23 protein-coding genes are annotated in these 26,702 nt (G+C 38.5%); 10 read left to right on the top strand and 13 right to left on the bottom strand.

Annotated elements, in window-relative coordinates:
- The first annotated feature begins 261 nt into the window (after positions 1–261).
- From U0R11_RS10970 to U0R11_RS10980, 3 genes are all read left to right on the top strand, one after another.
- Entirely contained in the window at positions 262–1,269 is a 1,008-nt protein-coding gene (locus U0R11_RS10970; RefSeq protein ID WP_406751728.1) for an IS110 family RNA-guided transposase, read from the top strand.
- A 153-nt stretch (positions 1,270–1,422) separates the two neighbouring features.
- Positions 1,423–1,617: a hypothetical protein gene (locus U0R11_RS10975; RefSeq protein ID WP_406751729.1), complete on the top strand. Its 195-nt coding sequence runs from the start codon at positions 1,423–1,425 to the stop codon at positions 1,615–1,617.
- Between the two features lie 339 nt (positions 1,618–1,956).
- Positions 1,957–2,643: a DUF4386 domain-containing protein gene (locus U0R11_RS10980; RefSeq protein WP_406751730.1), complete on the top strand. Its 687-nt coding sequence runs from the start codon at positions 1,957–1,959 to the stop codon at positions 2,641–2,643.
- Between the two features lie 87 nt (positions 2,644–2,730).
- Here U0R11_RS10980 and lysA read toward each other — a convergent pair whose 3' ends face one another.
- Positions 2,731–3,966: a diaminopimelate decarboxylase gene (gene lysA, locus U0R11_RS10985; RefSeq protein ID WP_406751731.1), complete on the bottom strand. Its 1,236-nt coding sequence runs from the start codon at positions 3,964–3,966 to the stop codon at positions 2,731–2,733.
- A 44-nt stretch (positions 3,967–4,010) separates the two neighbouring features.
- Here lysA and U0R11_RS10990 point away from each other — a divergent pair, with 44 nt between their 5' ends.
- From U0R11_RS10990 to U0R11_RS11000, 3 genes are read left to right on the top strand one after another with little or no spacing between them, the layout of a single operon-like run.
- Positions 4,011–5,351 (top strand): alkaline phosphatase D family protein, encoded by a 1,341-nt coding sequence (locus tag U0R11_RS10990; protein WP_406751732.1) that lies wholly within the window; start codon positions 4,011–4,013, stop codon positions 5,349–5,351.
- Between the two features lies 1 nt (position 5,352).
- Positions 5,353–5,790 (top strand): OsmC family protein, encoded by a 438-nt coding sequence (locus U0R11_RS10995; protein WP_269003368.1) that lies wholly within the window; start codon positions 5,353–5,355, stop codon positions 5,788–5,790.
- 3 nt (positions 5,791–5,793) lie between these two features.
- A complete protein-coding gene (locus U0R11_RS11000; RefSeq protein ID WP_109322699.1) occupies positions 5,794–6,588 on the top strand; it encodes a thymidylate synthase in 795 nt (264 codons plus the stop codon).
- A 96-nt stretch (positions 6,589–6,684) separates the two neighbouring features.
- Here U0R11_RS11000 and U0R11_RS11005 read toward each other — a convergent pair whose 3' ends face one another.
- The 8 genes from U0R11_RS11005 to U0R11_RS11040 all read right to left on the bottom strand — a co-directional run bounded on the left by U0R11_RS11005 (position 6,685) and on the right by U0R11_RS11040 (position 16,101).
- Positions 6,685–7,650 carry an AAA family ATPase gene (locus tag U0R11_RS11005; RefSeq protein ID WP_406751733.1) on the bottom strand — a complete coding sequence of 322 codons (966 nt, stop codon included), beginning with the start codon at positions 7,648–7,650 and terminating at the stop codon, positions 6,685–6,687.
- Positions 7,650–9,008 (bottom strand): peptidylprolyl isomerase, encoded by a 1,359-nt coding sequence (locus U0R11_RS11010; RefSeq protein WP_406751734.1) that lies wholly within the window; start codon positions 9,006–9,008, stop codon positions 7,650–7,652. Before U0R11_RS11010 ends, U0R11_RS11005 begins: the two co-directional genes overlap by 1 nt.
- A 7-nt stretch (positions 9,009–9,015) precedes the next feature.
- Entirely contained in the window at positions 9,016–11,271 is a 2,256-nt protein-coding gene (locus U0R11_RS11015; RefSeq protein WP_406751735.1) for a peptidylprolyl isomerase, read from the bottom strand.
- A gap of 88 nt (positions 11,272–11,359) precedes the next feature.
- A complete protein-coding gene (locus tag U0R11_RS11020) occupies positions 11,360–12,040 on the bottom strand; it encodes a hypothetical protein (protein ID WP_406751736.1) in 681 nt (226 codons plus the stop codon).
- Positions 12,037–13,086: an agmatine deiminase family protein gene (locus U0R11_RS11025; protein ID WP_406751737.1), complete on the bottom strand. Its 1,050-nt coding sequence runs from the start codon at positions 13,084–13,086 to the stop codon at positions 12,037–12,039. Before U0R11_RS11025 ends, U0R11_RS11020 begins: the two co-directional genes overlap by 4 nt.
- A gap of 1 nt (position 13,087) precedes the next feature.
- On the bottom strand, positions 13,088–13,855 hold the full coding sequence (locus U0R11_RS11030; protein WP_406751738.1) for a type III pantothenate kinase: 768 nt from the start codon (positions 13,853–13,855) through the stop codon (positions 13,088–13,090).
- Positions 13,856–13,858: 3 nt separating this feature from the next.
- Positions 13,859–15,790 carry a nitrilase-related carbon-nitrogen hydrolase gene (locus U0R11_RS11035; protein WP_406751739.1) on the bottom strand — a complete coding sequence of 644 codons (1,932 nt, stop codon included), beginning with the start codon at positions 15,788–15,790 and terminating at the stop codon, positions 13,859–13,861.
- 5 nt (positions 15,791–15,795) lie between these two features.
- The gene (locus U0R11_RS11040) at positions 15,796–16,101 is read right to left on the bottom strand and encodes a hypothetical protein (RefSeq protein WP_406751740.1); all 306 of its coding nucleotides are present in this window, start codon (positions 16,099–16,101) and stop codon (positions 15,796–15,798) included.
- A gap of 100 nt (positions 16,102–16,201) precedes the next feature.
- Between U0R11_RS11040 and U0R11_RS11045 the strand changes: the two genes are divergently transcribed.
- Both U0R11_RS11045 and U0R11_RS11050 read left to right on the top strand, forming a co-directional pair.
- The gene (locus tag U0R11_RS11045) at positions 16,202–16,849 is read left to right on the top strand and encodes a 7-carboxy-7-deazaguanine synthase QueE (RefSeq protein ID WP_406751741.1); all 648 of its coding nucleotides are present in this window, start codon (positions 16,202–16,204) and stop codon (positions 16,847–16,849) included.
- A gap of 3 nt (positions 16,850–16,852) precedes the next feature.
- Entirely contained in the window at positions 16,853–18,100 is a 1,248-nt protein-coding gene (locus U0R11_RS11050; RefSeq protein WP_406751742.1) for an OmpA family protein, read from the top strand.
- A gap of 1,058 nt (positions 18,101–19,158) precedes the next feature.
- Here U0R11_RS11050 and U0R11_RS11055 read toward each other — a convergent pair.
- Complete coding sequence (locus U0R11_RS11055) at positions 19,159–19,659, bottom strand: septal ring lytic transglycosylase RlpA family protein (RefSeq protein ID WP_406751743.1); 501 nt, start codon at positions 19,657–19,659, stop codon at positions 19,159–19,161.
- A gap of 104 nt (positions 19,660–19,763) precedes the next feature.
- Positions 19,764–21,035, bottom strand: coding sequence for a citrate synthase (locus U0R11_RS11060; RefSeq protein ID WP_406751744.1), 1,272 nt, complete (start codon positions 21,033–21,035; stop codon positions 19,764–19,766).
- 182 nt (positions 21,036–21,217) lie between these two features.
- Here U0R11_RS11060 and pepT point away from each other — a divergent pair, with 182 nt between their 5' ends.
- Positions 21,218–22,489 carry a peptidase T gene (gene pepT, locus U0R11_RS11065; RefSeq protein ID WP_406751745.1) on the top strand — a complete coding sequence of 424 codons (1,272 nt, stop codon included), beginning with the start codon at positions 21,218–21,220 and terminating at the stop codon, positions 22,487–22,489.
- A gap of 151 nt (positions 22,490–22,640) precedes the next feature.
- On the opposite strand, the gene guaA is transcribed toward pepT, so the two are convergent.
- Complete coding sequence (guaA, locus tag U0R11_RS11070) at positions 22,641–24,164, bottom strand: glutamine-hydrolyzing GMP synthase (RefSeq protein ID WP_406751746.1); 1,524 nt, start codon at positions 24,162–24,164, stop codon at positions 22,641–22,643.
- Positions 24,165–24,235: 71 nt separating this feature from the next.
- On the bottom strand, positions 24,236–25,411 hold the full coding sequence (locus tag U0R11_RS11075; RefSeq protein ID WP_406751747.1) for an exo-beta-N-acetylmuramidase NamZ family protein: 1,176 nt from the start codon (positions 25,409–25,411) through the stop codon (positions 24,236–24,238).
- An 80-nt stretch (positions 25,412–25,491) separates the two neighbouring features.
- Here U0R11_RS11075 and U0R11_RS11080 point away from each other — a divergent pair, with 80 nt between their 5' ends.
- Positions 25,492–26,700, top strand: coding sequence for an ABC transporter permease (locus tag U0R11_RS11080; protein ID WP_406751748.1), 1,209 nt, complete (start codon positions 25,492–25,494; stop codon positions 26,698–26,700).
- Positions 26,701–26,702: the final 2 nt, after the last annotated feature.

Below are 26,702 nucleotides of genomic sequence, written 5' to 3' on the forward strand. Positions count from 1 at the left end.
GAACATGTCCTTTAGCTTTGACCCATTGAATTATTTCAATAAAATATCAACACTTTTGTTTTAAGATTTAACAGCGACAGGGGCGCATTAAGAACATGTCAAGGTTTTGGGCCTATTGTTCGATTCAATCCCCTGTCGCCTGTTTTAAACTTTGGCACCGAATAGAAATTAGAGTATCCAGGCTCATTATTAAGGTATTGGTGGTGTTTAAAACTTGTTAAAACCTTTGTTTATTGTTTCAATTATAAACCTTATAAAGGTATGGAATTTACTTATTTCATTGGCATAGATGTGTCAAAAAACGAACTAGACTTTGCTGTATTGCATGGTAAAAACTTCTTATTCCACAAAGAAACGGCGAACACAGCCCAGGCCATAAGTGGTTTTATGAAGGATTTAAATAAACTCCCAGACTTCAGTTTGTCTGATGCTGTATTTTGTATGGAGCATACAGGAATATATAACAATCCATTAGTTTCATATTTGCACAAGAACAAGGGTAATTGTTGGTTGGAGTCTGCTTTGCAAATAAAGAATTCCATGGGTAACCTGCGAGGGAAAAACGATAAGGTCGATGCGATTCGAATAGCCGAGTACGCTTATAAGAATCGAGAAGAAGTTCGTCTTTGGAAACCTAAAAGAGCTGTAATTAATCAATTGTCGCATTATACAACGCTACGAGCCCGCCTGATTAGCTCTTGTAAAATGCTTAGTACTCCACTAAAGGAGGGGGCAGATTTTATGGACAAAAGCCTTCAAAAACAAGCCAATCAATTGTGCAAAAAGGCTATCGATAGCATTAAAGAAAGTTTAAAACGGACCGAAAAAATTATTGATCAAATCATTGCTTCAGATGAAGAACTCAATCGTTTATTTAGCTTGATAACTTCGGTAACCGGTATTGGTCCAGTTACAGCTGTTCAAGTACTTATTACTACCAATGAATTTAAAGACATCAGCAATCCCAAAAAGTTTGCATGTTATTCGGGTGTAGCTCCTTTTGTAAGGGAATCAGGTATTTTTAGAGGCAGAGGTAGAGTCTCGCATTTGGCAGACAAAACCATGAAAAAGCTCCTACACATGTCGGCTCTATCCGCTATAACAAGCAATGGAGAATTGAAAAATTATTATGAAAGAAAAGTAAGCGAAGAGAAAAAGAATAAAATGCTAGTTTTAAATGCTGTACGAAATAAGCTAATCTTAAGAATATTCACTTGCGTGGCTCAAAACAGAAAGTATCAAAAGGACTATGATAAATCGGTGGCATAAGACCTAATAGTAGGAAAACCTTTTAAAGATTCATTCATTACAAAGGTCTAAATACAATTCAGAGATAGTCCCTAAAATAAAAATATTAATATTTTTATAGATAACTACTTGTTTTAATCATAGAAATCGAACAGCATTAAATTAATTTTGAATATGAAAACGGAATCAATCAAACAAAGCAAGAAGTTAGAATTAATCCCAAAGAGTACCAATCTCAATGAATTTACTTTGCTCAATAAAATCTATGAATTGGAAAATAAATCCATCGAAAAAGGACTGCAAGAGGCAGAGGACAGTAAATTAAATGAACATGCGAAAGCCAAGCATCTTTATGAAAAATGGTTATAATTTTCTACTCACCATCTCTTAATTGTGTATCAGAAAATAGTGTTGGTGTTGGTTTTGGCAGATTGGCAAGCATCAGCTGGTATAACATATTGTGTTTGGGCGGCTTATGCAGCTATTTTAGCAAAAGGAATCTACCATACATTAAGAATGTTACCTATTTTGCATTTTATGATTTTTAACAAATAAATGGGGTTAAATTCGTGCCATGCCCATTTTGGGTATAGAATATTTGATTAGCTTCCCACCAGAAGAATAAGCCACTATTTTTATTTGGGCTATTGTTTCTAATTTTACTTTCCTTGGAAATGATTTCACATTCAATGATACTTCCTACAAAAAATGATTTCAGATAAAAATTTAGCCCGAATTGCAGGGTTTTGCTATTTAGTCGTGATTGCTACAGGATTGTTTTCAGAGATTTTTGTAAGGCAAGCTTTACGAGTGCCCAACAATGCATTGGCAACTGCCCATCATATTCAAACGAATGAAATGCTTTATCGTTGGGGTTTTGCTGCTGACATGATCAATTTTGTGATTGGAATACCCACTATATTGATCATTTATCACTTTTTCAAAAAATCGAATAAGCTTATCCTGCAAATTGCTTTAGCCATGGTAATTATTCAAACGGCCATTATTGCAGTCAATTTATTAAATCAAATTACCCCCTTGTTACTTTTAAGCAATGACACTTACTTAGCATCTTTTCAACCAAGTCAATTAGCCACACTCTCTCTTTTGTCCTTAAATATTCAAGCACAAGGTTATGGAATTGGTTTAGTATTCTTTGGATTTTATTGTATTCTAATTGGGTATATCATTTTCAAAACCCATGCCATACCAAAGATTATTGGCGTATTATATGCCATAGCTGGACTGTGCTATTTGATCAATAGTTTTACCATGTTTCTCTCCAAAGGATTTGCCAATCCGATGTTCATGTACCTTGCCATTCCGATTTTTGTAGGTGAACTATCTCTTTGTTTGTGGTTACTCATCAAAGGAATTGATTCATCAAAATGCTAAGGATTGTCGGAGATTAGATTTGTCAAATTTTGAAAATTTGACAAATCTCAAACGCCAATCTCAAACAAGAATCTCATACAAGAATCCCTAAAATATCTGATTCCTTACCAAATCCTCCAAGGTATCTCTTTTGCGGATTAGTTTGGCTTCAGATTGGTCTACCAATACTTCGGCGGGAAGAAAGCGAGAGTTGTAATGGGATGCCATGGTAAAACCATAAGCGCCCGCATTGGCGAAAGCGATGGTATCTCCTTCTTTCACTTCATTCAAAATGCGCTCATTTTGATTTCCTTCGAAATCAAAGGAGAAAGTATCTGTCTCGCATATATTTCCTACCACACGGTAAGCATCTTGCTGAATATCTTCCTCGTTAGAAGCATTGAAAATATAATGATATGAACCGTACATCATCGGACGAATCAAGTGGTTTAATCCAGAATTAATGCCCACAAATGTTTTAATGGGATCTCGTTTAACCACCGTAGCGGTAGTTAATAAAGTTCCAGCTTCTGAGACTAAAAACTTACCCGGTTCCACCCAAAGCTTCAATTCTTTACCATAATGGGAACAAAATTTCAGGAAAGCATTGCCCATGATTTGGCCAATCTCTTGCATATTGACACCTGGATCTTCCGGAGAATAAGGTACTTTAAACCCTCCTCCCAAATCCATCAATTCCAAATCTGGAAAATCCTTCGCAAATTCAAACAAAGCAGACGCTGCTTGTTCAAAGGTTTTTCCATCTTTAATATCAGAACCCGTATGTTGATGTAAACCAATCACTTTTATTTGATATTGATTCACTAAAGCCAATATTTCCGCCTTTTGATGAATGGATATACCAAATTTAGATTCTGGATGTGCCGTCATGATTTTGGCATTTCCTCCTCCAAAAACGTGGGGCTTGATGCGTAATAAACATGGCACAGAAGAACCATATTGTTGGCCAAATTTTTCCAATACCGACAAATTATCCAAATTCACCATCGCTCCTTTGGACACGGCAAATTCTATTTCCTCAAATTCCACTCCACTTGGTGTAAAGGTTATTTGATCTCCTCGATACCCAGCCAATAAACCTAATTCCAATTCCTGTGGAGAAACCACATCCAAATCCACGCCTTCTGCCAACATCAATTTTAAAATGGACACGTTCGTGTTTGCCTTACAAGCGTACTTGATCGACAAGGATATATCATCAAATGCGGATCGAAGAACCGAGATTTTTTCTCTAATTTTGTCGGCATTATATACGTAAAGAGGTGTACCAAATTGTTTGGCAAGTGTTGTCAAAGGAATACCTTGAATGGAATAATAGGCCATTGTAAATAAATTAAGGCACAAAGATAGTGCTAATCTTCTTATCTATGCAGTCAACAAACAAAATAAGACTAATCCTACTCAGCTTAATCTTCGGAATTTCAGCCATTTTCTCTTCTTGGGCACAAGTAAAAAGCGGCCCCATGTTGGGATATTCTGAAATGAAAGAAGTGTTGATTTGGGTACAAACTCAAAAGCCTGCTCTGGTACAAATCAAATATTGGGAAAAAGGTAGTGACGCTAATAAATTGCTTCACCTTTCTTCTGCCATTAGCACACAAAAATCCCAAGCCAATATCGCTCGAATCATTGCCGATGAAGTAGATATGGGTAAAAAATATACTTACGAAGTGTGGGTAGACAATAAAAAGGTCAATTTTGATTATCCTTTGGAATTTCAAACTCAAACGCTTTGGCAATACCGAACTGATCCTCCTAATTTTCAATTTGTAGTAGGGTCATGTAATTACATCAATGAAGAGGCTACCGACAGACCCGGAAGACCATATGGTGGGGCCGACGAAATTTATAAGGCTATTTACGACAAAAAGCCTGATTTCATGATTTGGGGAGGTGATAATTTTTATTACCGAGAAGCCGATTGGAATACAAGAACAGGCATGATTCACAGAAATGACCATACTCGTGGACAAAAATCCGTTCAACCTTTATTGGCCAGTACCCACCATTATGCGATTTGGGATGATCACGATTATGGTCCTAATGACGCTGATCGTTCGTTTGCCTTAAAGCATACTTCCTTGGAATTGTTTAAACTTTATTGGGGTAATCCCAATTTTGTCTATCCCAATGAGGCCGTTACAGGTATGTTTCAATGGGCTGACGTCGAATTTTTCATGATGGACGATCGCTGGTTTAAAGCTCCCAACGATGAAAAGAATCCAGCCAAAGATTATTTTGGACAAAAACAATTACAATGGTTATTGGATGCTTTAACAACCAGCAGAGCTAGTTTTAAAATCATCGTCAATGGTGGACAAGTGATTAATCCTGCCAAGGTGTTTGAAAACATGGCGAATTATGAACAAGAGCATACTCAATTATTAAAAGAGATAAAAAACAGAAATATTCCCGGTGTTTTATTCATTTCTGGCGACCGTCATTGGTCAAGTTTTTGGAAAATGGAACGCCCAGGTACCTATCCTTTGTTTGACTTAACAGTTTCTCCATTAACTGCAGGAACTGCCACACCTACCCCTGAAGATTTAAATTCAAGTTTGGTGCCAGGAACAGTGAGTAATCAGCGTGCTTTTGCCCATATTTCTGTCAGCGGTCCACTAAAAGATCGTATATTAGAGATTAATTTAGTGAATTCAGAGGGGAAGGAATTGTGGAAACAACGTATCACATCAAGTCAATTGAAATAACATGGAAGTTGTATTAAATCGAGTAGATCAAGATTTTCATTTCGAAGCAAGGGGCAGTTCTGCTGTACCCGTACATATCGATGCCGCTGAAGGAATCGGCGGACATAATGCAGGCGCAAGACCGATGGAGTTACTCTTAATGGGTTTAGGGGGCTGTACCGCCATTGATGTCATCTTAATTTTGAAGAAACAAAGACAGGTGGTAGATGATTTTCAAATCCGAGTTTCAGGCACTCGAGAGAAGATAGAAGGGACAGAAAAAACGCCCTTTAGAACGATCAACATTCAGTTTGAATTACAAGGCAATATCGATGGAGCTAAAGCTTTGAAAGCCATTCAAATGTCCATGGACAAATATTGCTCGGCAACAGCCCAATTAGAACCTAGTTCTGTCATTACCCATACCCTATTGTTGAACGGTGAAGCCTTTGAAATTTAGTCCATGAAAGTATATTTAGACCTATTACGTCATATCAAAGAAAACGGCACCTTTAAATCGGACCGTACTGGCACAGGAACTTTAAGTGTTTTTGGTTACCAAATGCGATTTAACTTGGAGGAAGGTTTCCCCATGTTAACGACCAAAAAAGTACATACCAAATCCATCATTTATGAGTTATTGTGGTTCTTGAAGGGTGAAACCAATATCCAATACCTAAAAGAACATGAAGTGTCTATTTGGGATGAATGGGCGAATGAAAACGGAGATTTAGGTCCTGTGTATGGTAAACAATGGCGTTCGTGGGAAGGACCCAATGGTCAAGTGATAGACCAAATCAAAGAAGTTATTCATACCCTAAAAACCAATCCAGATTCTCGAAGGATCATTGTTTCTGCTTGGAATGTGGCTGATTTGCCTAAAATGGCCTTGATGCCGTGTCATGCCCTATTCCAATTTTATGTGGCCGATGGTAAGCTATCTTGTCAGTTATACCAGCGTTCGGCCGATGTATTTTTAGGAGTGCCATTCAACATCGCTAGTTATGCACTCTTGACGATGATGATAGCTCAGGTATGTGATTTAGGATTAGGAGATTTTGTGTGGACTGGCGGCGATACTCACTTATATTCCAATCACATGGAACAAGTGGAAAAGCAGTTGTCCCGTGAACCGAGAGCTTTGCCTCAAATGAAAATTAATCCAGCCGTTAAAGATATTTTTGAATTTACTTACGAGGATTTCACCTTAGAAAACTACGACCCTCATCCAGGGATTAAGGCACCAGTGGCAGTGTAAAAAGTGATTAGGTATTAGGAGTTAGGTATCAGGGTTTAGGTATTAGCGGTTAGTTATTAGAAAAATAACAAACATCTAATAACTAATCACTAAACTCTAATAACTACGAACAATTCTCCTCACCACCTCAGCGGCATTCAATCCCTGAGATTCCGCTTTGTAATTCAATATAATACGATGCTGAAGAACAGGTACGGCAACTGCACGTACGTCTTCCACATTGGGCGAAAATCTACCTTGCAATAAAGCGCGGCACTTAGCAGCTAAAATCAAATTTTGAGAGGCACGAGGGCCAGCACCCCAAGAAATATAGGAATTGGTCACTTCCGTAGCCAAAGCTGAATTAGGTCTAGTTTGATGTACCCATTTCACGGCAGTTTCTACCACATGATCTGGTACAGGTACTCGTTTAACCAATTGCTGGTATTCCAACAAAGTATGGGCATTTAAAATGGATGCAGGTAAGGTTTCAGCATTGGATTTCTCCGACATACGTACTACCGCAACTTCTTCTTCAAAGGATGGATAATCCAAGACCAACATGAATAAAAAGCGGTCCAACTGTGCCTCTGGAAGTGGGTAGGTACCTTCTTGTTCAATGGGGTTTTGCGTCGCTAAAACAAAGAATGGCTTAGGTAAAGGGTAACTCTCCCCTGCCACTGAAACTGTCTCTTCTTGCATTGCCTCCAACAAAGCAGACTGTGTCTTGGGAGGGGTACGGTTGATTTCATCAGCCAATACAATATTGGAGAAAATCGGCCCTCGGTTAAACACAAAATTTCTTTGCGCATCCATTACCTCCGCTCCAATGATATCCGAAGGCATTAAATCCGGAGTAAACTGAATCCTGCGGAATTCCAAATCCGTCAATGCAGCTACCGTATGTACTAATCTTGTTTTGGCTAATCCAGGTACACCCACTAATAAGCAGTGACCCTCGCAAAATAATGAAATTAGAAGTAAATCAATAATTTCATCCTGACCAACGATTCGTTCGGCAACTGCTGTTTTAATACGCTGGAAATCTTTTACAAATGATTCGGCTAGTTGTACGTCGTTCATCATTCTCCTGTTACACTGCCCGACAATAATTTACAATCCTTAAACTCGTCATCAATGAAAATGAAAACATCATCTTTGGCTTTCATAAACCACTTTTCAACAGCTTGGTTCTTTTTACGGGTCAAAGCGATAGCGGCAATCTTTTGATAATCATCTTTCAAATTGGCAAAATGTGGAGGATGCTTTGCTTTAAAATATAAAACACGAACGGCACTTCTTCCATCTTCTGTACGGTAAGGAATGGGCGTTGAAATAGTCCCAACTTTCATGGAATCTAAAGAGAAATATAATCCCGGCTCCATGCCACTATCAAATGGCATACGTGTGGTACGAGTACCCTGATCGATCAACATACCACCTGCATCTTGCGTTGGTTTATCTTCTGAAAAGTCTCTGGCTGCACGATCAAACTTTAAGGAATCACGCTGAATCAAGACACGAATACTATCCAAAAATTTAGTGGGCTCTGTCAAATCAAGCTTCTGGTAATCAGGACGTAATAAAATATGTCTTGCATGGTATTCTTGTCCACGAATCTCTAATAATTGAATCAAGTGAAATCCAAATTCCGACTCTACTACGTCAGACATTACACCTGGTTTTAACTTTAATGCCGCAGCTTCAAATGGTGCCACCATTTGACCGCGTTTAGAAAAACCTAAATCTCCCCCACGTTTTCCACTACCTAAATCTTCCGAATACAATTTAGCCAACTCCTCAAAACTCTCCCCTTTATCTACTCGTTTACGGTAATCCAATAACTTAGCAATTAACTCATCCTTTTGGTTTTTATTCGGTTGTGCCAATCGAACAATGTGCCCTACTTCTACCTCAGATGGCAAATAAGGTAATGAATCCGTAGGAATGGCCGCAAAAAATGCAGCAACCTCCTTAGGTGTAATTTTCACATCACCCGTAATCTTATCTTGCATTTTACGGCCTGTTAATTGCTCTTTCAAAGAAGTACGTAAATCTTCCTTTAAATTAACAATGGACTTACCAAATGCCTCTACAATGTTTTTAGAAGATCCATACTGCGTTTCCATTTGGTCCATGCGGGAATTCAATTCCATTTCCACACGTTTATCCTCCACAATCACGGAATCAATTTCAGCTTTAGCTAACATCAACTTATTAATGACCAAACCTTCTAGTAATTGACAGCGAGTGGGTGTATTGCCTTGTCCACTCGATAAATACTGCTGGTACTGCTGCTCTACCTCAGATTTTAATATATAGTAGTTGTCGACCTTGACAATGATCTTATCCAACAAAGTTCCTTTACTTGCTTCTTGTGCAAATGTTGCCCAAGACAGCATCAACATCACTCCTCCAAAAATCCAACGATTCAATTTCATAAATTTTTTATTGCATTAATTTTTGTAATTCCTCCTGTTGTATAACAATCGGATACTTATTCTTCAATTTCTGTAACCACTCCTTATCTAATTGGGCTTGTAAATCACGAATGATACTACTTCTACATTCATCAAAGGTCTTTACGCGCTGTTCTTCTACTTTTTTAATCTCAAGATAAACATAACGACCCTCATATTCCAAATTCTTTTTGCCTACTTGCCAGCTTTGAGCATCTAAAACGGGAATTTCACCTTTTTTGAAATAACCCTCTGTGGCTTCTAAGCTCTTAGGTTTGATAGCATTAAAGCGCTTTACCACATCGTCCATCGACTGGGAGAATAAACGAAAACTCACTCGAGCATTCTTTGATTTATCAGTTTTGGAAGCAGAAACCAATTTTCCTTCATCCTTTTCGATGAATCTAACTTGATTAATACCTTTGCTTGCTAAAAATTTAATTGCTTGATTAACACGTCCTTCAGATAATGTATCCTGTTCTGAAGCATCAATATGCCCCGTTACTTCGACCACATAATCTCTATTTTTACTCATCAACAAGCCCAATTCCTGCAATACTTTTTTGGCATTAGCTGTCAATTCTAATTGTCCTAATTTGAATAAAATATCTGGATAACGTTTGTTCATTGGATAAGGTGCCGCTTTAAGTAATTCCATAGCATCAGCCAATGTTTTGGCATTATCCGATGAAATTAATTTTACTTCTGCTCTAACGGGCATCGTAAACAATGACATATTTTGTTGATAATATGCCTGCTGACGTAAGGAATCCAATGATTTTTCAAAAATCTCACGGTCAGTTATCTTGCTCAATAAACTCCCTTCTAAAAACTCTCCCATCTGCTCCTTAAAAGCAGGGTATTTGGTTTCTAAATGCTGTTCTTCGGCTTGCAATGTCTGTGAATCAATAAACTCTTCTAACCAAGTAGCTTCTGAAACAGCGGGCAAATAGCCTAATTCCTTAACTTTCCTACGCTGCTGAGCTACAATAAATTGATAGAACTCTTGAATCGTGAATGACTTATCTAATACTTTTAAAAGTGGAAATTGTAGCCAAGGCTCATCTCCTACCCGATCACGAGCAAAGCGTTCCAAAGCCATTTTCTTTGATTCTTCCAAAATAGTCACTCGATTTTCTCCACGTACACGTTTCATGAAGGATTGACGGATTAGCGCACTCCGCTCAGGATCAGTATTCACCTTTTGACGTAGATACTCGGCCATTTCCTCGTAAGAAAGAAGCGGTTTTTTATCCAATAACTTAAAAATCTGCCAACCTAAATTGGTACGAATTGGCTCTGAAATATCTCCCAAACGCTGTAAACCAAATAATTTATCTTGTAATTCTTCGCTTAAATCCGAAGAGTAATACCAGCGACGTAGCTCCCCACCACGACCTTTGGAATAAGGATCCTCGGAATAATTCCGACAAACATCTTCATAGCTTTCTCCCTTTTTCAGGTAGGCTTCCACTTGTTCAATTTTCTTTTTGGCTTCAACTTGAAATGGCGTGGCAGCTTCAACAGGCACAGAAATTAAAATATGAGCTAAACGAATTTTACCTTGATTGGGACGCTGTTTCAGTATCTTGATTACATGATAGCCATTGGAAGTCCTAATTGGACTGGAATATTCCCCTAATGAAAGTTCATATAGCTTATTTTCAAAAGCATATTGAGTTTGTAAACTGGTAATAAAACCTAAATTTCCTCCTTTTTTAGCCGTTAATTCATCATCTGAAAAGCGTTGTGCCAAAGAAGCAAAATCCTCTCCCGCTTTTAGTTTCTTGTATAAATTATCAATTTTCTGATAGGCTATTAAAGTATCACCCGTACTAGGATTGGCTGGCAATTTAACGAGTATATGAGCTACTTGCTTTTCATCCTTCAATCGTTGATATGCCTCTTTCACTAGGGCATTCACCTTGTCATTATCCACTAAATAAGGACTAGCCAATTCCTTACGAAAACTAGCATATTCTTCCTGAAAGCCAGGATTTTCAGCTAATTTTTCATCTTCAGCCGCTACTAATTTCAAGGATAAGTCTAAATAATCAGATAAAAATTTATTTTTATTATCTGGTTTTATACTATCACTTTCAATCAATCGACGGTAAATGGATGAAAACTGAGCCGAACTGATTTTTTTAGGTCCAATCTGAATAGGAAATCCCTCTTGAGCCAAGGTATTTGGGAGGGTAAAAAGAAGGTATATAGATACTACTAAGTAAAAACGAAAGCGCATAGTTTGCCAATTTTGCTTGTCCAATGGGTTATAAACGACAACAAGCTTATAAAATTACGAATAATCCCTAAATAAACCCTTTAATTCATCAATCCCTTACGCTTATTTCATATGAGAAATCATAGTGATAGTCATTGAGCATCTTAGGTCCACTTTTCCAAGTACCTTTTTTATTCAAACTGCTAACCTTATCCCAAGTAATTTGCATCTCGGAAATACCCAATCGATCATTCCCATCCCATTTGCTCCATAATTCCATTCCTAAACCACTTGCTCTTAAACCCCACATAAACCAGCCGAATGGATTTGACACAGACGACAATTCCAATAAAGACACTGGAACTTGCAATACTCCACCCCACTGATTGACTTGCCTCAATAGCTGTTGAACTTGTTGATAATCGTCTACTTCCCACAAAGTCGTTTGAACGCCCAAACTTTGACCTGGTTTCAATTTGATGGATAATGAGGGTATATCTTTTAAAATAAAATTCGCTCCTTGCTTAACTTTTCCGAGATAATGTGAGGACTGCTGAATCTGCACAACTTGTTGATTTTCGATAGCTACTACCGAGTAAACAAGCAATAACTCATCGGTTTGGGTGATATTTTCTTGAATATTTTTTGCTAAAATTTGATTCCAACGAAACTGCACCAGTTTATCTAGAATAACAATCTTCTTTTCTGGCACAACAGTTTTAACAGGAATTGCCTCTTTTCGACAAGAAATCAATGCTATACTTAGCAAAAAAATAAGGTATTTTATCATAAAGCTGCCTTAGGCTCCTGCTGAGTCAAACAATGAAAACTTCCTTGTCCCCAAATAATTTCACGTGCTGAAAGGCCAACGACCGGTCTATCGGTAAATAATTGAGATAAAATATCTAATGCGACTACATCTTGTGGGCAATCAAATATTGGAACAATGACCGCTGCATTACAGATATAAAAATTGGCATAAGACCCTGGAGCTCTAAATTCATCGATCACCACCGCCTCTGGCATAGGTATTTCTATGATGTTGAGCGGTCGACCGTCCAACAGCCTCATTTCTTTCAATTCCTGTAAATTTTGAGCTAAAACAGCATGATTTTCATCCTCTACATCAGGCTCTACCATGGTGATAACTGTATTTTCATTCACAAACCGAACAGTATCGTCAATATGTCCATCGGTATCATCCCCTACAATCCCATCACTGACCCATAGCACTTGGTCTACCCCATAATACGCTTTCAAATAATTCTCAATTTGTGCCTGATTCAGATGCGGATTACGATTGGGGTTTAATAAGCAGGAACGGCTAGTCAAAACGGTGCCTTTCCCATTAAATTCCACGGATCCTCCTTCCATAATAATTCCAGGACTTTGGAATTCAATTCCTAAATCCTGAGCAATAGCCTGTGGAATCCGATCATCAGCATCAAATGGAGGATATTTCCCTCCCCAAGCATTATATCCCCAGTCGATCAATAATCGCTCAGAGCTATCATTTTTTATTAAAAATGCTGGACCATGGTCACGGCACCAAGCATCATTCGTAGGACGAATGAATAATTCAACTTGATGATGATCAATTTCATAAGTAGGTAATTCCCCTAAAATGAAATCTTTCAGGCCCTCATGATTGACATTAATTTTCACTTTTTCTCCTTGTGAAATAGCTTTAATCAATGCAAAGTATTCTGGATACATGTGGGACAACTTATCTCCTTGCCAAGAATGGTCATTGTGAGGAAAAGTAATCCAAGTAGCTTCATGAGGATGCCATTCAGCAGGGAAAAAAAAGCCTCTTTCTTTCGGGGTTGATACCATATTAATCCAAGTAATTTTCAGAAATCAGACGTAAACCTTCAAGGGTTATTAATTTATTCACCTCATCAAAATAGGATTCTAATGGGGTTAAAATGGAAGATAAGCCGCCAGTAGCTAATACTTTAACATGTTGTCCTTTCTCAGCTTTTACTCGGTGAATCATCTCTTTCACCATACCCACATATCCCCATAATATACCCGATTGAATGGCACTGACCGTATCAAATCCAAGCGCAGAATGTGGCATTTCTAGAGGTACTTCAGGCAATTGGGCGGTTTGAGAAAACAAAGATTTTACTGCCGTTTTTAGTCCTGGAGCAATAGAAACCCCCTCCATTTTTCCTTGAGCATTCACCAAGGTAAAAGTCAATGCCGTTCCAAAATCAATAATCAATACATCTGCTTGATAGGCATGGTGCGCATAAACGGCATTGGCTACCAAATCAGAACCTATTTCATCCGGAGAAATAATGTCAATGGGGAATTTCTTGTACAATTTAGGCGACATGATATCGGCTGATATTGACAGCCAGTTTTCTAGCCCTTTTTGAACATGATAAGAAACAGCAGGTACTACGGAAGAAATGATCAGTTTTTGAGGCTTCAATGAACCTATATTTTTCTCTAACCACTCCTGACGAATCCAATTTTCCATCCTTGATGTAGTCCAAGGCTGATGGGTAGGTGTTCTTAATATCAATTTCCAATCGCCTTCGGTATAAAATCCAAAAACAATGTCCGTATTTCCAATATCGACAACTAAGAGCATGTGTTAGGGTTTAATATCTTTTTCTAATCCTGCGGATAAAATTGGAAATCGAAGCCATGATTTAGGATCCAAACTATAGTCGTCCACGTGAAAACCTGGAGCATAACGTTCCCTTTTCCACTGGTTTCTTGCCCATAATCGGAAGAATCGAGAACAAAAGCCTGTTAGTTGTTCTTCCGTAAAATGCGAACCGTATTCCTGGATTAGGTTTTGTAAGCATAGCGCTGGTGAAAGTTTATCATAAAAAGCCCAGCGTTCGATGGCATTCAATATAGGATAAGGCATTAAATCTTCCTCATCCACCTGTTTAGATGTTAATGGTCTTAATTCAGCGCTCGGTTCTAATGAATTCACATGAGATAAACCGGACATCCTTAATGTGCCATCCAAACCTGACTTTTCCATCCAAATAAGCCATTGACGAATAAAAGTCTTATCTATTCCTGCAATGGGTGATATGGAACCTGAGGTATCTCCATCCATGGTAGCATAACCTACCGAAGCCTCCGAACGATTGGAAGTCGCTAATAATAAAGCATTATTAATGTTTGCCAGCATCCAAACACTAGGACTACGTAATCTGGCTTGCACATTTTGAAGGGTGATATCATCCTTTTCCCAGCTCAAAGTACGTCCAATAGCATGCTCAATGATGCCTCGATATTCTTGAACCAATACATCGATATTCCAATCATAATGGGTTGTGCCAATACATTCAGCCAAAGCCTTGGCTGACGCACGGGTTTGATCAGATGAATTTTCGGTTCCTTGGTATGCTGTCGTTAACATACGAGCTATAAAATCCTTTTCAGAAGAAAGGCCATTGATCCAAGGAATGTAATTCATTTTCTCTTGAATACCCTTCCATCCCAACTCTTTATAGGCCAATTGTATGGCCAAATAACATAAGGTAGTTATCGCTGATGAATCAGCTCCACCAGAAAGTGAAATAACCCAACCAAAGGAATGTGATTTTCTGACATAATCCCAAAGCCCTAAACTGACTGCTCGGGCAAATTCCTCTTCTTTGATGTTCTCAGCATATTCCCATGAAGCCGCTTCAAAGCTCGGATATATCTGATTTAGCACGGGCCATTCAACATCAGCGGAAAGAAGGTCTTCAGCAGTATTGGTTTCACCCTTTACATCAACAGCAGCCAAAATCAATTGGCTATCTTTAAAACTAAATCGCTGAGATTCAGCGACAATTTGTCCTTCTTGAACAATGTAAGCATCCCCATCAAAGATGGTTCTGCCTGATTCATTTCCTAATAAATTAGCAAAGACATAAGCCCCTTGAATGATTTCGGAGCCTTCAATACTTAATCGTTGACGTGTTTTAGATTTGGCAAAAGCAAAATGTGAAGCCGTAGGACTACAAAGGACCGAAACACCTCGCTTGGCTAAAGCATGAGCAGGTCTATTTTCTCCTTCCCAGGCATCTTGACAGATTTCAATTCCTATACTGATTCCACCCGCTTGAATGCGGTAGTCTCCTATCGGAATATCTCCCAAACTGGTAGAAATAAAACTTCTTTTTTGCGCTGGCCAAGGATTAAACCAACGGGTTTCATAATGCACACCGTCATTGGCTAAATGTTGCTTTGGAATTAAAGCAATCAATTTTCTATTAGCCAAACAGGCGGCTACATTATATAATTTACCTTCAAAAAACACAGGTAAACCAAGCCATACTAAGATATGTTGGGTATGAGGAAGTATTTGAAGCAAAGACTCCCAAGCTTTCTCTGAGGTATAAGCGGATAAAAACTGGTCTTCACATCCATAACCTGTTAAACAGAGCTCGGGTAAACAAAGTATTCCAGCTTGTTTTTGTTGGGCTTCTTGAATTAACGAAATGATTCGGGCTTGATTTCCTTTCCAATCCAAAGGTATTTGGTTGAGAACCCCGGCTGCAAGTGCAATTTTAGGCATGATAATTAACGGGGTTTCTTGGAACTTACACGATCAGCTGGCTTATAAAATTGATACCAAGCTCTTTTCTTTGTAGGCTTATTAGGTCCTATGGTCGCGTAGTTGGAAGTTCTCACGTGCTTATAGCGTGGAGTCCACATCCAAGAAAATGCTTCTCTAGGCCGATAATAACTCTCTCCATGACGGTGTTCAACCCGTACACGACATGTCTCTCTAGGACAGCGCGCTGACCAACAAGAACTCATCCCAACTGTTAGGAGGGTTCCTATAAAAAACATCCAAAAAATGCGGAATGTTTGATTCTTGATCATTTTAAGAGAAAAATAAAAAATCGATCCTGTCTATAAGAACGATTTCTTATTAGTTAAATTACAAATCAAAGCTTAATTTTACTTAGAATTTTAGCCTTGCATGCAATCAAACACCAAAGATATAAAATCAGTTGTAAAAAGAGATGCTTTTGAGTATCCGGTGATGGAATCTTTTTACACAATTCAAGGTGAAGGAAAATTCCAAGGCCATGCGGCCTATTTCATTCGTTTGGGTGGTTGTGATGTGGGATGCCATTGGTGTGATGTGAAAGAATCTTGGCCCAAAGATACCCATCCGATTAAAACAGTAGCTGAATTAGTTCAACAGGCATCGCAATTTCCGGGTAGAATTGTTGTCATAACAGGAGGAGAACCCTTGATGCACGATCTAAACCCACTTACTGAAGCTTTACAAGAGGCAGGCTTTAGAACCCATATCGAGACTTCAGGAGTTGGCAAACAAATAACAGGTGTATGGGATTGGGTATGCTTTTCACCTAAAAAATTCAAAGAACCTAATCCTGAGATTTTTCCTTTGGTCGATGAACTGAAGGTAGTCATTTTCCATCCTTCTGATATTGCTTGGTCACAATCTTGGACATCCAAATTACCCTTTGAAAGCCTTTGGTTGATGCAGCCAGAATGGTCTAAACAAGTTGATATGAATCCTTTGATTGTCGATTTTGTCAAAGAAAATCCACGGTGGCAGATTTCGGTCCAAACACATAAGTTTTTACAAATCCCCTAACACATGCTTGCGGCTTGGATATTTTCATTCAGTCTTTGGGGATTATCCTCAGATAGCCTAATATCGGCACCCATTACTGAGCTCAATCTTCAAAAAGCACAGTATTTTCCGCATTATTCTCCTGCTAGGAAAGAAATATTCTTTACAAGCCGAGGAAATCAATCGGATGAAGAATTACAAGTAGCCACTTGGGATGGGGAAAAATTCATTCATCCACAAGCCATCACAAGCATTAACCAAGATACCAATGAGGGAACGGCTACTTTCTCCCAAGATGGAAACATCCTAATTTTTTCTGGCTGTGAATACCGAAATAGCTTTGGTGGCTGTGATTTGTATGAAAGTTATTGGGTCAATGGCAGTTGGACTAAGCCCAGAAATCTTGGAATACTGATTAATTCCCATGATTGGGAGGGTCAACCTTATCTAAGTCAGGACGGTAAGAAATTGTATTTTTCATCGGATAGACCTGGTGGACAAGGCAAAAGAGACCTTTGGATGAGTGAAAAAGATGCCCAAGGGCGCTGGAAAATGGCCAAAAATTTGGGGGCTCAAATCAATAGCCCTTCCGATGAACAAGGGCCCTATTACTTAGAAAAACGGGATGTTTTACTCTTTTCTAGTGATAAAAAAGGGGGGAAAGGAGGATTAGATTTTTACCAAAGTCTATTTGAGAATGGGCAGTGGACCGTACCAAAAAACATTCTTGAATTAAATAGTTCAGGAAACGAGGCTGGAATATGTTTAGGCATAAATGAATATGAATATTTTATTTCAAGAAATAAGGTGGGTCAGCTTACTGAAGAAGAACTACATCGCATCATCATTCCAAATTCCATTTGGTTGGAGAAAAAGCTAACCTCTATTCAGGTAGAACCCAAAGTTCCTGAGGTTCAAAAAATCAAATTTCAAGATGTCAGCTTTGATGATATACAATTTGCATCGAATCAATGGACTATCCCCACTCCTATTCCTACTAGTTTAATTAAACTAGGGAAATTCTTGAATGAAAATCCTCAACAAAAAATAGAAATCAGAGGTCATACCGATGAAGTTGGCCAAGCCAAATCCAATCAGATTCTATCAGAAAAGAGGGCCAATACCATCAAAACTTACTTAGTTAACCATGGCATTGATGCAAGTCGGATTTTAACGAAGGGGCTCAGCTTCCTAAAACCCAAAGTAGCAACCAATCATACAGAAGCTCGGAAATGGAATCGAAGGATAGAAATCGTTCTATTGAGGGATTAGGTATTAGTGTTTAGGTGTTAAAAATATTCTTTAATTTATCTGAAAAAAACCTAATTGTACTTCCCTGATTAAAGTTGACCGGTTTATCAATATTTGAATTTTACATTCTTCATTAAAAGGTTAATCCCAACGAAAGATGGGAGCGCAGCATGAGCGAAGCGGCAGGCGCATCTTTGACATTGCGCATAGGCCGTGTGTGTTGGCGTCAAAGATTAAAGCCGTATGCGGAGTGACAATCGGTTCCGCGCAGCGGAATTCGTCTTAGGATTAACCGTATTTCTTCTGTTTTTTTTGTTTCTTTTTTTATGAAAAAAAAGAAATGCCAATGAAAGTTAAGCTCCAGAAAAAGTGATGAATTCAAAAGAGTTTAAAATACTTTTCGTTTCATTAATTCACATGGATTTTCTTTTTTTGAAAAAAAGAAACAAAAAAACTTCTTTTTTTGTCGTCCAGCCAAGGCGAATTCCGCTTCGCGAAACCGTGATTCACTACGCTATCGCCTATATTTTTGACGCCGACGCGCATCGCCTTTGCTAAGGTCAAAACCTCGTCTATCGCTGCGTTCATCACATTTCGCAGGGCTGCACGACGGTGTTTTCTATCAAAAATTCTACATACTTCATTTTACATTCTACATTGAGAGGTTAATTCCAACGAAAGATGGGAACGGCAGCATGAGCGAAGCGGCAAGGAAATTTTAAATGATGAAGTATAAATTATGAATGGATTTGGCTACGAATGACAGATAATAGGGATTTGCAATCCCATGTTAAATGTTGGCTTCGAGAGCCTCAGCCAACTTCGAGAGCCTCAGCCAACAGTATTCGCAAACGATAGCATTCTACATGTACTTCCCTGATTAGAATTGACCGGTTTATCAATATTTGAATTTTACATTCTTCATTAAAAGGTTAATCCCAACGAAAGATGGGAACGCAGCATGAGCGAAGCGGCAAGGAAATTGTAAATGATGAAGTATAAATTATGAATGGATTTGGCTTCGAGAGCCTCAGCCAACATGATTCGCAAACAATAGCATGTACTTACCTAATAACTAATCACTTTTTCTTCTTTTTCCTTTTTGACTTCTTCTTCTTCTTCGCCTTTTTGACATAAACCGTATATGGATGTTCACGTAAGATAAGGCTATCTCGTTGAAGCAAGAAGCTTAAAAGAGTATCGCGTAAGTCGGCATCTTCGAGTGGACGAATATGAACTGGAGCGATTCCTGCTCCTACGATACCTAATTCTTTGGCAGCACTAAATGACACATCAATCAATAAACGTCTTTGGTATGGTCCTCGATCATTGACGCGCACATAGGACTTGATCCCCGATTTTGTATTAGTGACCTCCAACCAGGTTCCCATTGGATATTTCCTATGAGCTGCTGTGAATAAATAGGAATTATAACGTTCACCGCTATATGTCTTTCTACCACTTAAATTCTTGTGATAATAAGAAGCTTTTCCTTGCAGATTTTGAGCTAAATTCCCCTGTACAAACATCCCCATCAAAAAGAGAACAAAGAAAATAAATCGCTTGATTTGTAATGTCATGCATTCCATTTAAGCTTGCAAATTAGCCCTAATACCTCATTAAAGCAAAAAAGCCCTTCGGAGGAAGGGCTTTTGGACTGTTAAAAATCGTTAGGAAAATAGGCCTATCGTTGAGTAATCTCAACAAATGCACGGCTTGTTGCCCCCGTATAAATTTGTCTTGGACGACCAATTGGCTCCTTGTTAGCACGCATTTCTTTCCATTGTGCAATCCAACCTGGAAGACGACCAATGGCAAACATCACGGTAAACATATCAGTAGGAATTCCTAAAGCACGGTAAATAATTCCAGAGTAAAAATCGACATTCGGGTAAAGCTTTCTAGCAACAAAATACTCATCACTTAGCGCAGCTGCTTCCAAACGAGCAGCGATGGCCAACACTGGATCATTCACGCCCAGCGCGGTTAGCACATCATCAGCCGCCTTTTTAATAATTTTGGCACGAGGATCAAAGTTTTTGTACACCCGATGACCAAATCCCATCAAGCGGAAACCTGAATTTTTGTCTTTTGCCATGGCAATGTACTTATCTGTATCACCTCCATCCGCTTTGATTGCTTCTAGCATTTCAATCACTTCTTGGTTAGCACCACCATGCAATGGTCCCCAAAGCGCATTGATACCCGCTGAAATAGAGGCATATAAATTAGCATGAGATGATCCTACCAAACGTACGGTAGAAGTTGAACAGTTTTGTTCGTGATCAGCATGCAAGATTAATAACTTATTTAAGGCTTTAGAAACTACCGCATCCGCCGTATATTTCTCCCCTGGTTTAGCAAACATCATTTGCAAGAAGGTAGAGCAGTAATCAGCTGATGTATCTGGTTGAACAATACCTTCACCTATGGATTTTTTATACGACCAAGTGGCCATAACAGGCAATTGAGCCAATAATCTCAACACGCTTTTTTCATCATCACCTGCTTCATCTGTTGAGTAAAACGCCGACATAGCTCCTACTAATGCAGCAATAGTACACATCGGATGTGAACTAGTTGGAAATCCTTCTGATATCCTCAACAAATCTTGATTTACTTGAGTATAAGATTGGATTTCAGCAGAAAATGCATCTAACTGAGCTTGGGTAGGTAATTCTTCATGAATGAGCAAATACGCTACTTCTAAAAACGAAGCTTTATCTGCTAATTCTTCAATGCTATAACCTCGGTAACGCAAAATTCCATCTTCTCCATCTAAATAAGTAATAGAACTTTTAGTAACTCCAGTATTTTTGAAGCCAGGATCAAACGTAATGTAGCCAGTCAAATCACGTAATTTTGCGATATCGATGGCCTTTTCGTTCTCTGTACCTTCCAGAGTAGGCAATTCAAAGGATTTCCCTTCGAGGTTAATGGTAGCCGGTTGAGACATAATTTTTTATAAGCTTAACTTGGTATGATTTTAAATTTAGTGGAAGCTTTTTGCTTCAAGCAAAATTCAAGCCTCTAAGATAATACGTAATTTTGAAAGGTTAATTACCTTTATGAATCCAAAAAAAATAAATTTATTTAACACAATTTTTTCTTTCTATATTTCAAAAATAATCGGTTTTTATGACCAATATCTCCCAAATTTTCCAAAAGTACACCTATAGTTCCGCACAGCGATTTCTTACTTATGTACAAATTGATACCCAATCTGACTCCAACTCTTCCAGCAGTCCTACCACTGAGAAACAAAAAGATTTAGGAAAAGTTTTAGTTCAAGAATTAAAACAGCTGGGAATTGACTCGGCCCATATGGATGAATATGGGTATGTTTATGCTCATTTGCCTTCCAACATACATCAAACCATTCCCGGTATTTGTTTTTGTGCGCACATGGATACTTCTCCTGATTGCTCTGGTAAATATGTCAAGCCAATAATCCACCATCATTACCAAGGACAAGATTTAATTTTACCAGATGATTCATCGGTAATTATTCGCTTAAAGGAACATCCCGATTTAGCCGAACAAATGGGACATGATATCATTACGGCCAGTGGAAAAACACTTTTAGGGGCGGATAATAAAGCTGGAGTGGCTGAAATTATGGATGCTGTACAGTTTTGGATTCAACATCCCGATGTCCCTCATGGCCCAATCTCCATCTTATTTACCCCAGATGAAGAGGTAGGAAGAGGAACTGACCACGTCGATTTAGCCAAAGTAAATGCACAATATGGATATACCATAGACGGTGAAAAAAGAGGCCATTTGGAAAATGAAACTTTTTCTGCCGATGGTTTTACTATTAAGATCGAAGGAATATCTCAACATCCCGGCTTTGCCAAAGGACGCATGGAAAGCGCTATCAAAATAGTCTCTGAAATAGTCAGTTTACTTCCTAAAGATTACTTAAGTCCAGAGACTACCGAAAAAATGGAGGGATTTATCCATCCTGTAGAAATTTCTGGTAATGTAGAAACAGCAGAAATAGCCTTTATCTTACGGGATTTTAAGACGGAAAAGCTTCAAGAATACGGTAATCTGCTTCAAGAAATCACCCAGCAGGTTTTGGAGAATTACCCTCATTCTAAAGTTCAATTCGAGCAAACAGAACAATACCGCAATATGAATGAGATTTTAGTTCATCATCCTGATTGCCTGGAAAATGCAATGGAAGCCATGAGGAGGGCTGGATTACAGCCTGAAATGCAAAGCATTCGAGGAGGAACAGATGGCTCTCGACTTACTTTTATGGGATTACCATGTCCTAACATATTTGCTGGTGAGCATGCTTTTCACAGCAAACAAGAATGGGTGAGTATTCAGGATATGCAAAAAGCAACGGAGACTATGGTGCATTTGGCTGCCATTTACGCAGAAAAGGCTACCTCATAAAAAAACAAGCTCTGGGTTTAAACCGAGAGCTTGTTTTCCATCTAATTTAAATCAATTCGCTCCGTTTTTCCAACGCTGGCAGCGTTTAGAACGCTGACAGCGTTACGGAGCGGAAACGTTTTTAACACGTTTATGTTGTCCAATTTCTTGATTATTCCCACTCAATCGTTGCTGGTGGCTTAGAAGAAATATCATAAACAACCCGATTTACCCCTTTCACCTTATTGATAATTTCATTGGATATTTTTCCTAAGAATTCATAAGGTAAATGACACCAATCAGCCGTCATTCCATCTAAACTACTAACAGCTCTCAGAGCGACTACTTGCTCATAAGTCCTTTCATCTCCCATCACTCCTACAGAATGAATCGGTAATAAAATTGCTCCAGCTTGCCAAACTTGATCGTAAAGTCCTTCCGACTTCAAACCATTGATAAAAATAGCATCGACCTTTTGAAGGATATCTACTTTTTCTGGCGTAATATCACCCAAAATACGAATCGCTAATCCAGGGCCTGGAAAAGGATGACGACCCAAGATATCTTGAGGAATACCTAAGGTTTTACCCACTTTTCTCACCTCATCTTTAAATAAGGTATTCAATGGCTCCACCACTTTCAACTTCATAAAATCAGGCAATCCACCCACATTATGGTGTGATTTAATGGTGGCTGACGGTCCTTTCACCGATACTGACTCAATCACATCTGGATATATAGTCCCTTGGCCTAACCAAGCTACTCCTTCAATAGCATGCGCCTCATGATCAAATACATCAATGAAGGTTTTACCTATCGCCTTTCTCTTCAATTCTGGATCACTTAAACCAGCCAAAGCATCATAAAAACGCTGCTTAGTATCCACTCCTTTTACATTCAAGCCTAAGGAATGATAAGATTCCAACACTTGCTCAAACTCATCCTTGCGAAGCAATCCATTATCAACAAATATGCAATATAAATTCTTTCCAATAGCACGATGCAACAATACAGCAGCCACTGAACTATCCACTCCTCCTGATAAACCCAACACCACTTTATCTTGGCCTAATTTCTCCTTTAATTGAGCTACGGTAGTCTCTACAAAAGAATCTGATGTCCAATCCTGCGTACAAGCACAGACCTTCACGACAAAATTGCGCAATATGATACTTCCTTCCGTACTATGAGTAACTTCAGGATGAAACTGTATACCAAAAATCGGTTTGGAAGCATGGGCAAATGCAGCAATCTTAACTGTTTCTGTTGAACCTATAATTTCATAGGGAGCAGGTAATTCCATAATGGTATCACCGTGCGACATCCAAACTTGACTATTACTGGAAATTTCATCCCACAAAATTGAATCCTTGGTGCCTGTTAAATGAGCACGACCATATTCTCTATGTTGAGAAGCCTGAACAGATCCACCCCCTTGATGGGCTAAAAGTTGAGCGCCGTAACATATTCCCAAAATAGGTAATTCGCCAAATAAATTTAAATCCACTCGAGGCGAATCTTCATCACGAACGGAACATGGACTACCTGATAAAATAATTCCCTTGACCGATGAATCAATGGTAGGTATATGATTGTAAGGATGTATTTCACAATAAACTTGAAGTTCACGAACTCTGCGAGCAATCAATTGGGTCACCTGAGAACCGAAGTCAAGAATAATAATTTTTTCCGCCATAGCTAATTATATAAAAATAAACGGCAAAGGTCGGAATTTTAAACGAAAAATCGAGCATTTATTTGGTAATTCTATCGATAAATCAGGTACTTCTCCCGAATCTTTTTATACTCTTTCAATCCCTCCTGCCAACTAGCTCGAATCTCCTTTTCCGACTTCCCTTCCAGCATCATTTTTCTCAATTCATTGGTTCCTGCTAATTTATCAAAGAAAGCAGGACTGGTAAAAAAGGATTCTTTCTTGCCCGTTTTTTCAAAGAAATAAAATAAGTATTTCAAACTAAAACCTAAATCACGCGTATCAACTTTCGTCAAATCAAAACCAAAACATAACTTTCCTTTCAAGGGTGGATCCATAGCACCGGGCAAAGGCATCGGAGTAAATGTATAATCTCCTAAACCTTCCACATTGGTTCCTGCTACTTGAAATTGGGTATGAGTACCTCTTCCTATACTAACATTCGTTCCTTCAAACAAACACAAAGAAGGATACAAACCAATAGCTTGATCATTCGGTAAATTTGGCGAAGGAGCTATACTAATGTGCACTTTATCTGAATGCTTATATTTTTTGACAGGAATTACCGTCAAATCACATTGAATTCCTCGGTCTAACCAAGCTTCTCCATTCATCATTTTAGCCAACTCCCCTAAGCTACACCCATGGACCACAGGAATGGGATTTAAGCCCACAAATGAAGCGAATTCCTTTTCCAAAACCGGTCCATCTATATAATGACCATTCGGATTAGGACGATCTAAAATGATTAATTTCACATTATTTTCAGCACAAGCTTCCATGACATAATGCAAAGTAGAACTATAGGTATAAAAACGTGTCCCCACATCTTGGATATCAAAAATCAACACATCTATTCCTTCTAAATCAGCTTTAGTTGGTTTTTTATGCGAACCATACAATGAAATGATCGGTAATCCAGTCTTCTCATCTTTGCTATTATCAATATGGGAACCCGCATCAGCTGTTCCCCTAAAACCATGCTCTGGAGCAAAGATTTTCTTGATAGGCACTTTCAAAGACAATAAGGTATCTGCCAAATGAGTTTTACCCAAAACCGAAGTATGATTAACTACCAAGCCAATGCGCTTGTCAAAAATCATGGGCAAATACTCAGCAATTTGTTGATCTCCCGGAATAGCTTTGGATGTTTGAGCTAAACAAATGGGAGCCATTAGCCCATTGGAAAAGAACAACAATAAAATCAATAGCTTGTAGATTCGATGCATTCCTATTTTCTTTGCGGTTTAACATGATTATTATTTCAAATATCAGATAAATTTTAAGAATATTAACGTAAATCGACTGAATGAATTTTCCTCTTTTTGTTGCACGTCGGATTCGTAATACCCATGAAACCTCCTTTTCCAAAACAGTTACCTATGTAGGTATTGGAACTGTGGCTATGGGAGTTAGTATCATCCTCATTGCTTTTTCCATATTATTTGGTTTTAAAGAGGCCATTCAAGACAAATTAACCAGTTTTGCGGGAGATATTCAGGTGAGCCAAATCACAGGAAATCATTCCCTTTCCGACAGTCCCATGCGTAGAAATTTGGCTTGGGAAAAAGCCGTTTTACGAAATACAGCCATTGACCACATACAGGCTCACTTACAAAAACCAGGAATTTTAGTAGGGGACGCAGGCTTAGCAGGCATTATCATCAAAGGAATTGGAAATGATGTACCCAAAGATCAATTGTCCAAAAATATGCTATCTGGACAAGCTCAAATTCACCATCCCCAAGACATCATTCTAAGCAATACCTTAGCTAAACAACTGAAAGTCAAGCTACATAACAGTTTAATCCTCTATTTTTTAAGTAATCCAGAACGCCCAAGAAAAGTAAAAATTACGGGAATTTATGAAACGGGATTAGAAGAATTGGATAAAATGTTCATTTTGGCCGACCGGAGTTGGGTACAAAAAATGAATGCTTGGTCGGCCGACTCTATTGGTACTTATGAAATATTTCTTAAAAAATCAGCTGATTTATATCAAAGTGCGGATGAAATAGAATCGAGTATGCCTACCGAATGGAAATTAGAAACGATCACCGAGCTATACCCAGCGCTGTTCGACTGGATGATGATGCTCGATAGAAACATTGTCATTTTTATTACCTTGTTATTGGTTGTTGCCAGTTTCAATCTCATTGCTACTCTTTGGGTTTTAATCATGGAACGCATCCCCATGGTGGGCTTACTAAAAGCTTTGGGGGCTAGTCATCGCCAAATTAGGACCATATTTTGGTGGAATGGATTCTTCATTTTACTTCGTGGTTTAGCTTTGGGCAATGTATTAGCGGTGGTATTTTGTTATCTTCAATCTACTTATCAGCTTATCCCTTTAGATCAAGAAAGCTATTATATGAGTTCGGTACCCATTGTTTGGTCCATGTCTACCTGGGTTTGGGTCAATATAGGAACGAGTCTTTTGGTGGCACTCATCATCACCTTACCCACTATTTTTATCAAAAAAATTCAGGCACAAGAAGCACTTCAATACAAGCATTAATT

The sequence above is a fragment of the Aquirufa salirivi genome, assembly GCF_045310485.1.
Lineage (GTDB): Bacteria > Bacteroidota > Bacteroidia > Cytophagales > Spirosomataceae > Aquirufa > Aquirufa salirivi.

Excerpts from the sequence above, each read along its gene's own strand:
- pepT (WP_406751745.1), top strand. The coding sequence starts at position 21,218 with ATGACCAATATCTCCCAAATTTTCCAAAAGTACACCTATAGTTCCGCA.
- U0R11_RS11025 (WP_406751737.1), bottom strand. The coding sequence starts at position 13,086 with ATGGTATCAACCCCGAAAGAAAGAGGCTTTTTTTTCCCTGCTGAATGG.
- U0R11_RS10995 (WP_269003368.1), top strand. The coding sequence starts at position 5,353 with ATGGAAGTTGTATTAAATCGAGTAGATCAAGATTTTCATTTCGAAGCA.
- U0R11_RS11015 (WP_406751735.1), bottom strand. The coding sequence starts at position 11,271 with ATGCGCTTTCGTTTTTACTTAGTAGTATCTATATACCTTCTTTTTACC.
- U0R11_RS11005 (WP_406751733.1), bottom strand. The coding sequence starts at position 7,650 with ATGAACGACGTACAACTAGCCGAATCATTTGTAAAAGATTTCCAGCGT.
- U0R11_RS11060 (WP_406751744.1), bottom strand. The coding sequence starts at position 21,035 with ATGTCTCAACCGGCTACCATTAACCTCGAAGGGAAATCCTTTGAATTG.
- U0R11_RS10980 (WP_406751730.1), top strand. The coding sequence starts at position 1,957 with ATGATTTCAGATAAAAATTTAGCCCGAATTGCAGGGTTTTGCTATTTA.
- U0R11_RS11030 (WP_406751738.1), bottom strand. The coding sequence starts at position 13,855 with ATGCTCTTAGTTGTCGATATTGGAAATACGGACATTGTTTTTGGATTT.
- U0R11_RS10970 (WP_406751728.1), top strand. The coding sequence starts at position 262 with ATGGAATTTACTTATTTCATTGGCATAGATGTGTCAAAAAACGAACTA.
- U0R11_RS11035 (WP_406751739.1), bottom strand. The coding sequence starts at position 15,790 with ATGCCTAAAATTGCACTTGCAGCCGGGGTTCTCAACCAAATACCTTTG.
- U0R11_RS11020 (WP_406751736.1), bottom strand. The coding sequence starts at position 12,040 with ATGATAAAATACCTTATTTTTTTGCTAAGTATAGCATTGATTTCTTGT.
- U0R11_RS11075 (WP_406751747.1), bottom strand. The coding sequence starts at position 25,411 with ATGCATCGAATCTACAAGCTATTGATTTTATTGTTGTTCTTTTCCAAT.
- U0R11_RS10990 (WP_406751732.1), top strand. The coding sequence starts at position 4,011 with ATGCAGTCAACAAACAAAATAAGACTAATCCTACTCAGCTTAATCTTC.
- U0R11_RS11010 (WP_406751734.1), bottom strand. The coding sequence starts at position 9,008 with ATGAAATTGAATCGTTGGATTTTTGGAGGAGTGATGTTGATGCTGTCT.
- U0R11_RS11040 (WP_406751740.1), bottom strand. The coding sequence starts at position 16,101 with ATGATCAAGAATCAAACATTCCGCATTTTTTGGATGTTTTTTATAGGA.
- U0R11_RS11080 (WP_406751748.1), top strand. The coding sequence starts at position 25,492 with ATGAATTTTCCTCTTTTTGTTGCACGTCGGATTCGTAATACCCATGAA.
- guaA (WP_406751746.1), bottom strand. The coding sequence starts at position 24,164 with ATGGCGGAAAAAATTATTATTCTTGACTTCGGTTCTCAGGTGACCCAA.
- U0R11_RS10975 (WP_406751729.1), top strand. The coding sequence starts at position 1,423 with ATGAAAACGGAATCAATCAAACAAAGCAAGAAGTTAGAATTAATCCCA.
- U0R11_RS11045 (WP_406751741.1), top strand. The coding sequence starts at position 16,202 with ATGCAATCAAACACCAAAGATATAAAATCAGTTGTAAAAAGAGATGCT.
- lysA (WP_406751731.1), bottom strand. The coding sequence starts at position 3,966 with ATGGCCTATTATTCCATTCAAGGTATTCCTTTGACAACACTTGCCAAA.
- U0R11_RS11055 (WP_406751743.1), bottom strand. The coding sequence starts at position 19,659 with ATGACATTACAAATCAAGCGATTTATTTTCTTTGTTCTCTTTTTGATG.
- U0R11_RS11050 (WP_406751742.1), top strand. The coding sequence starts at position 16,853 with ATGCTTGCGGCTTGGATATTTTCATTCAGTCTTTGGGGATTATCCTCA.
- U0R11_RS11000 (WP_109322699.1), top strand. The coding sequence starts at position 5,794 with ATGAAAGTATATTTAGACCTATTACGTCATATCAAAGAAAACGGCACC.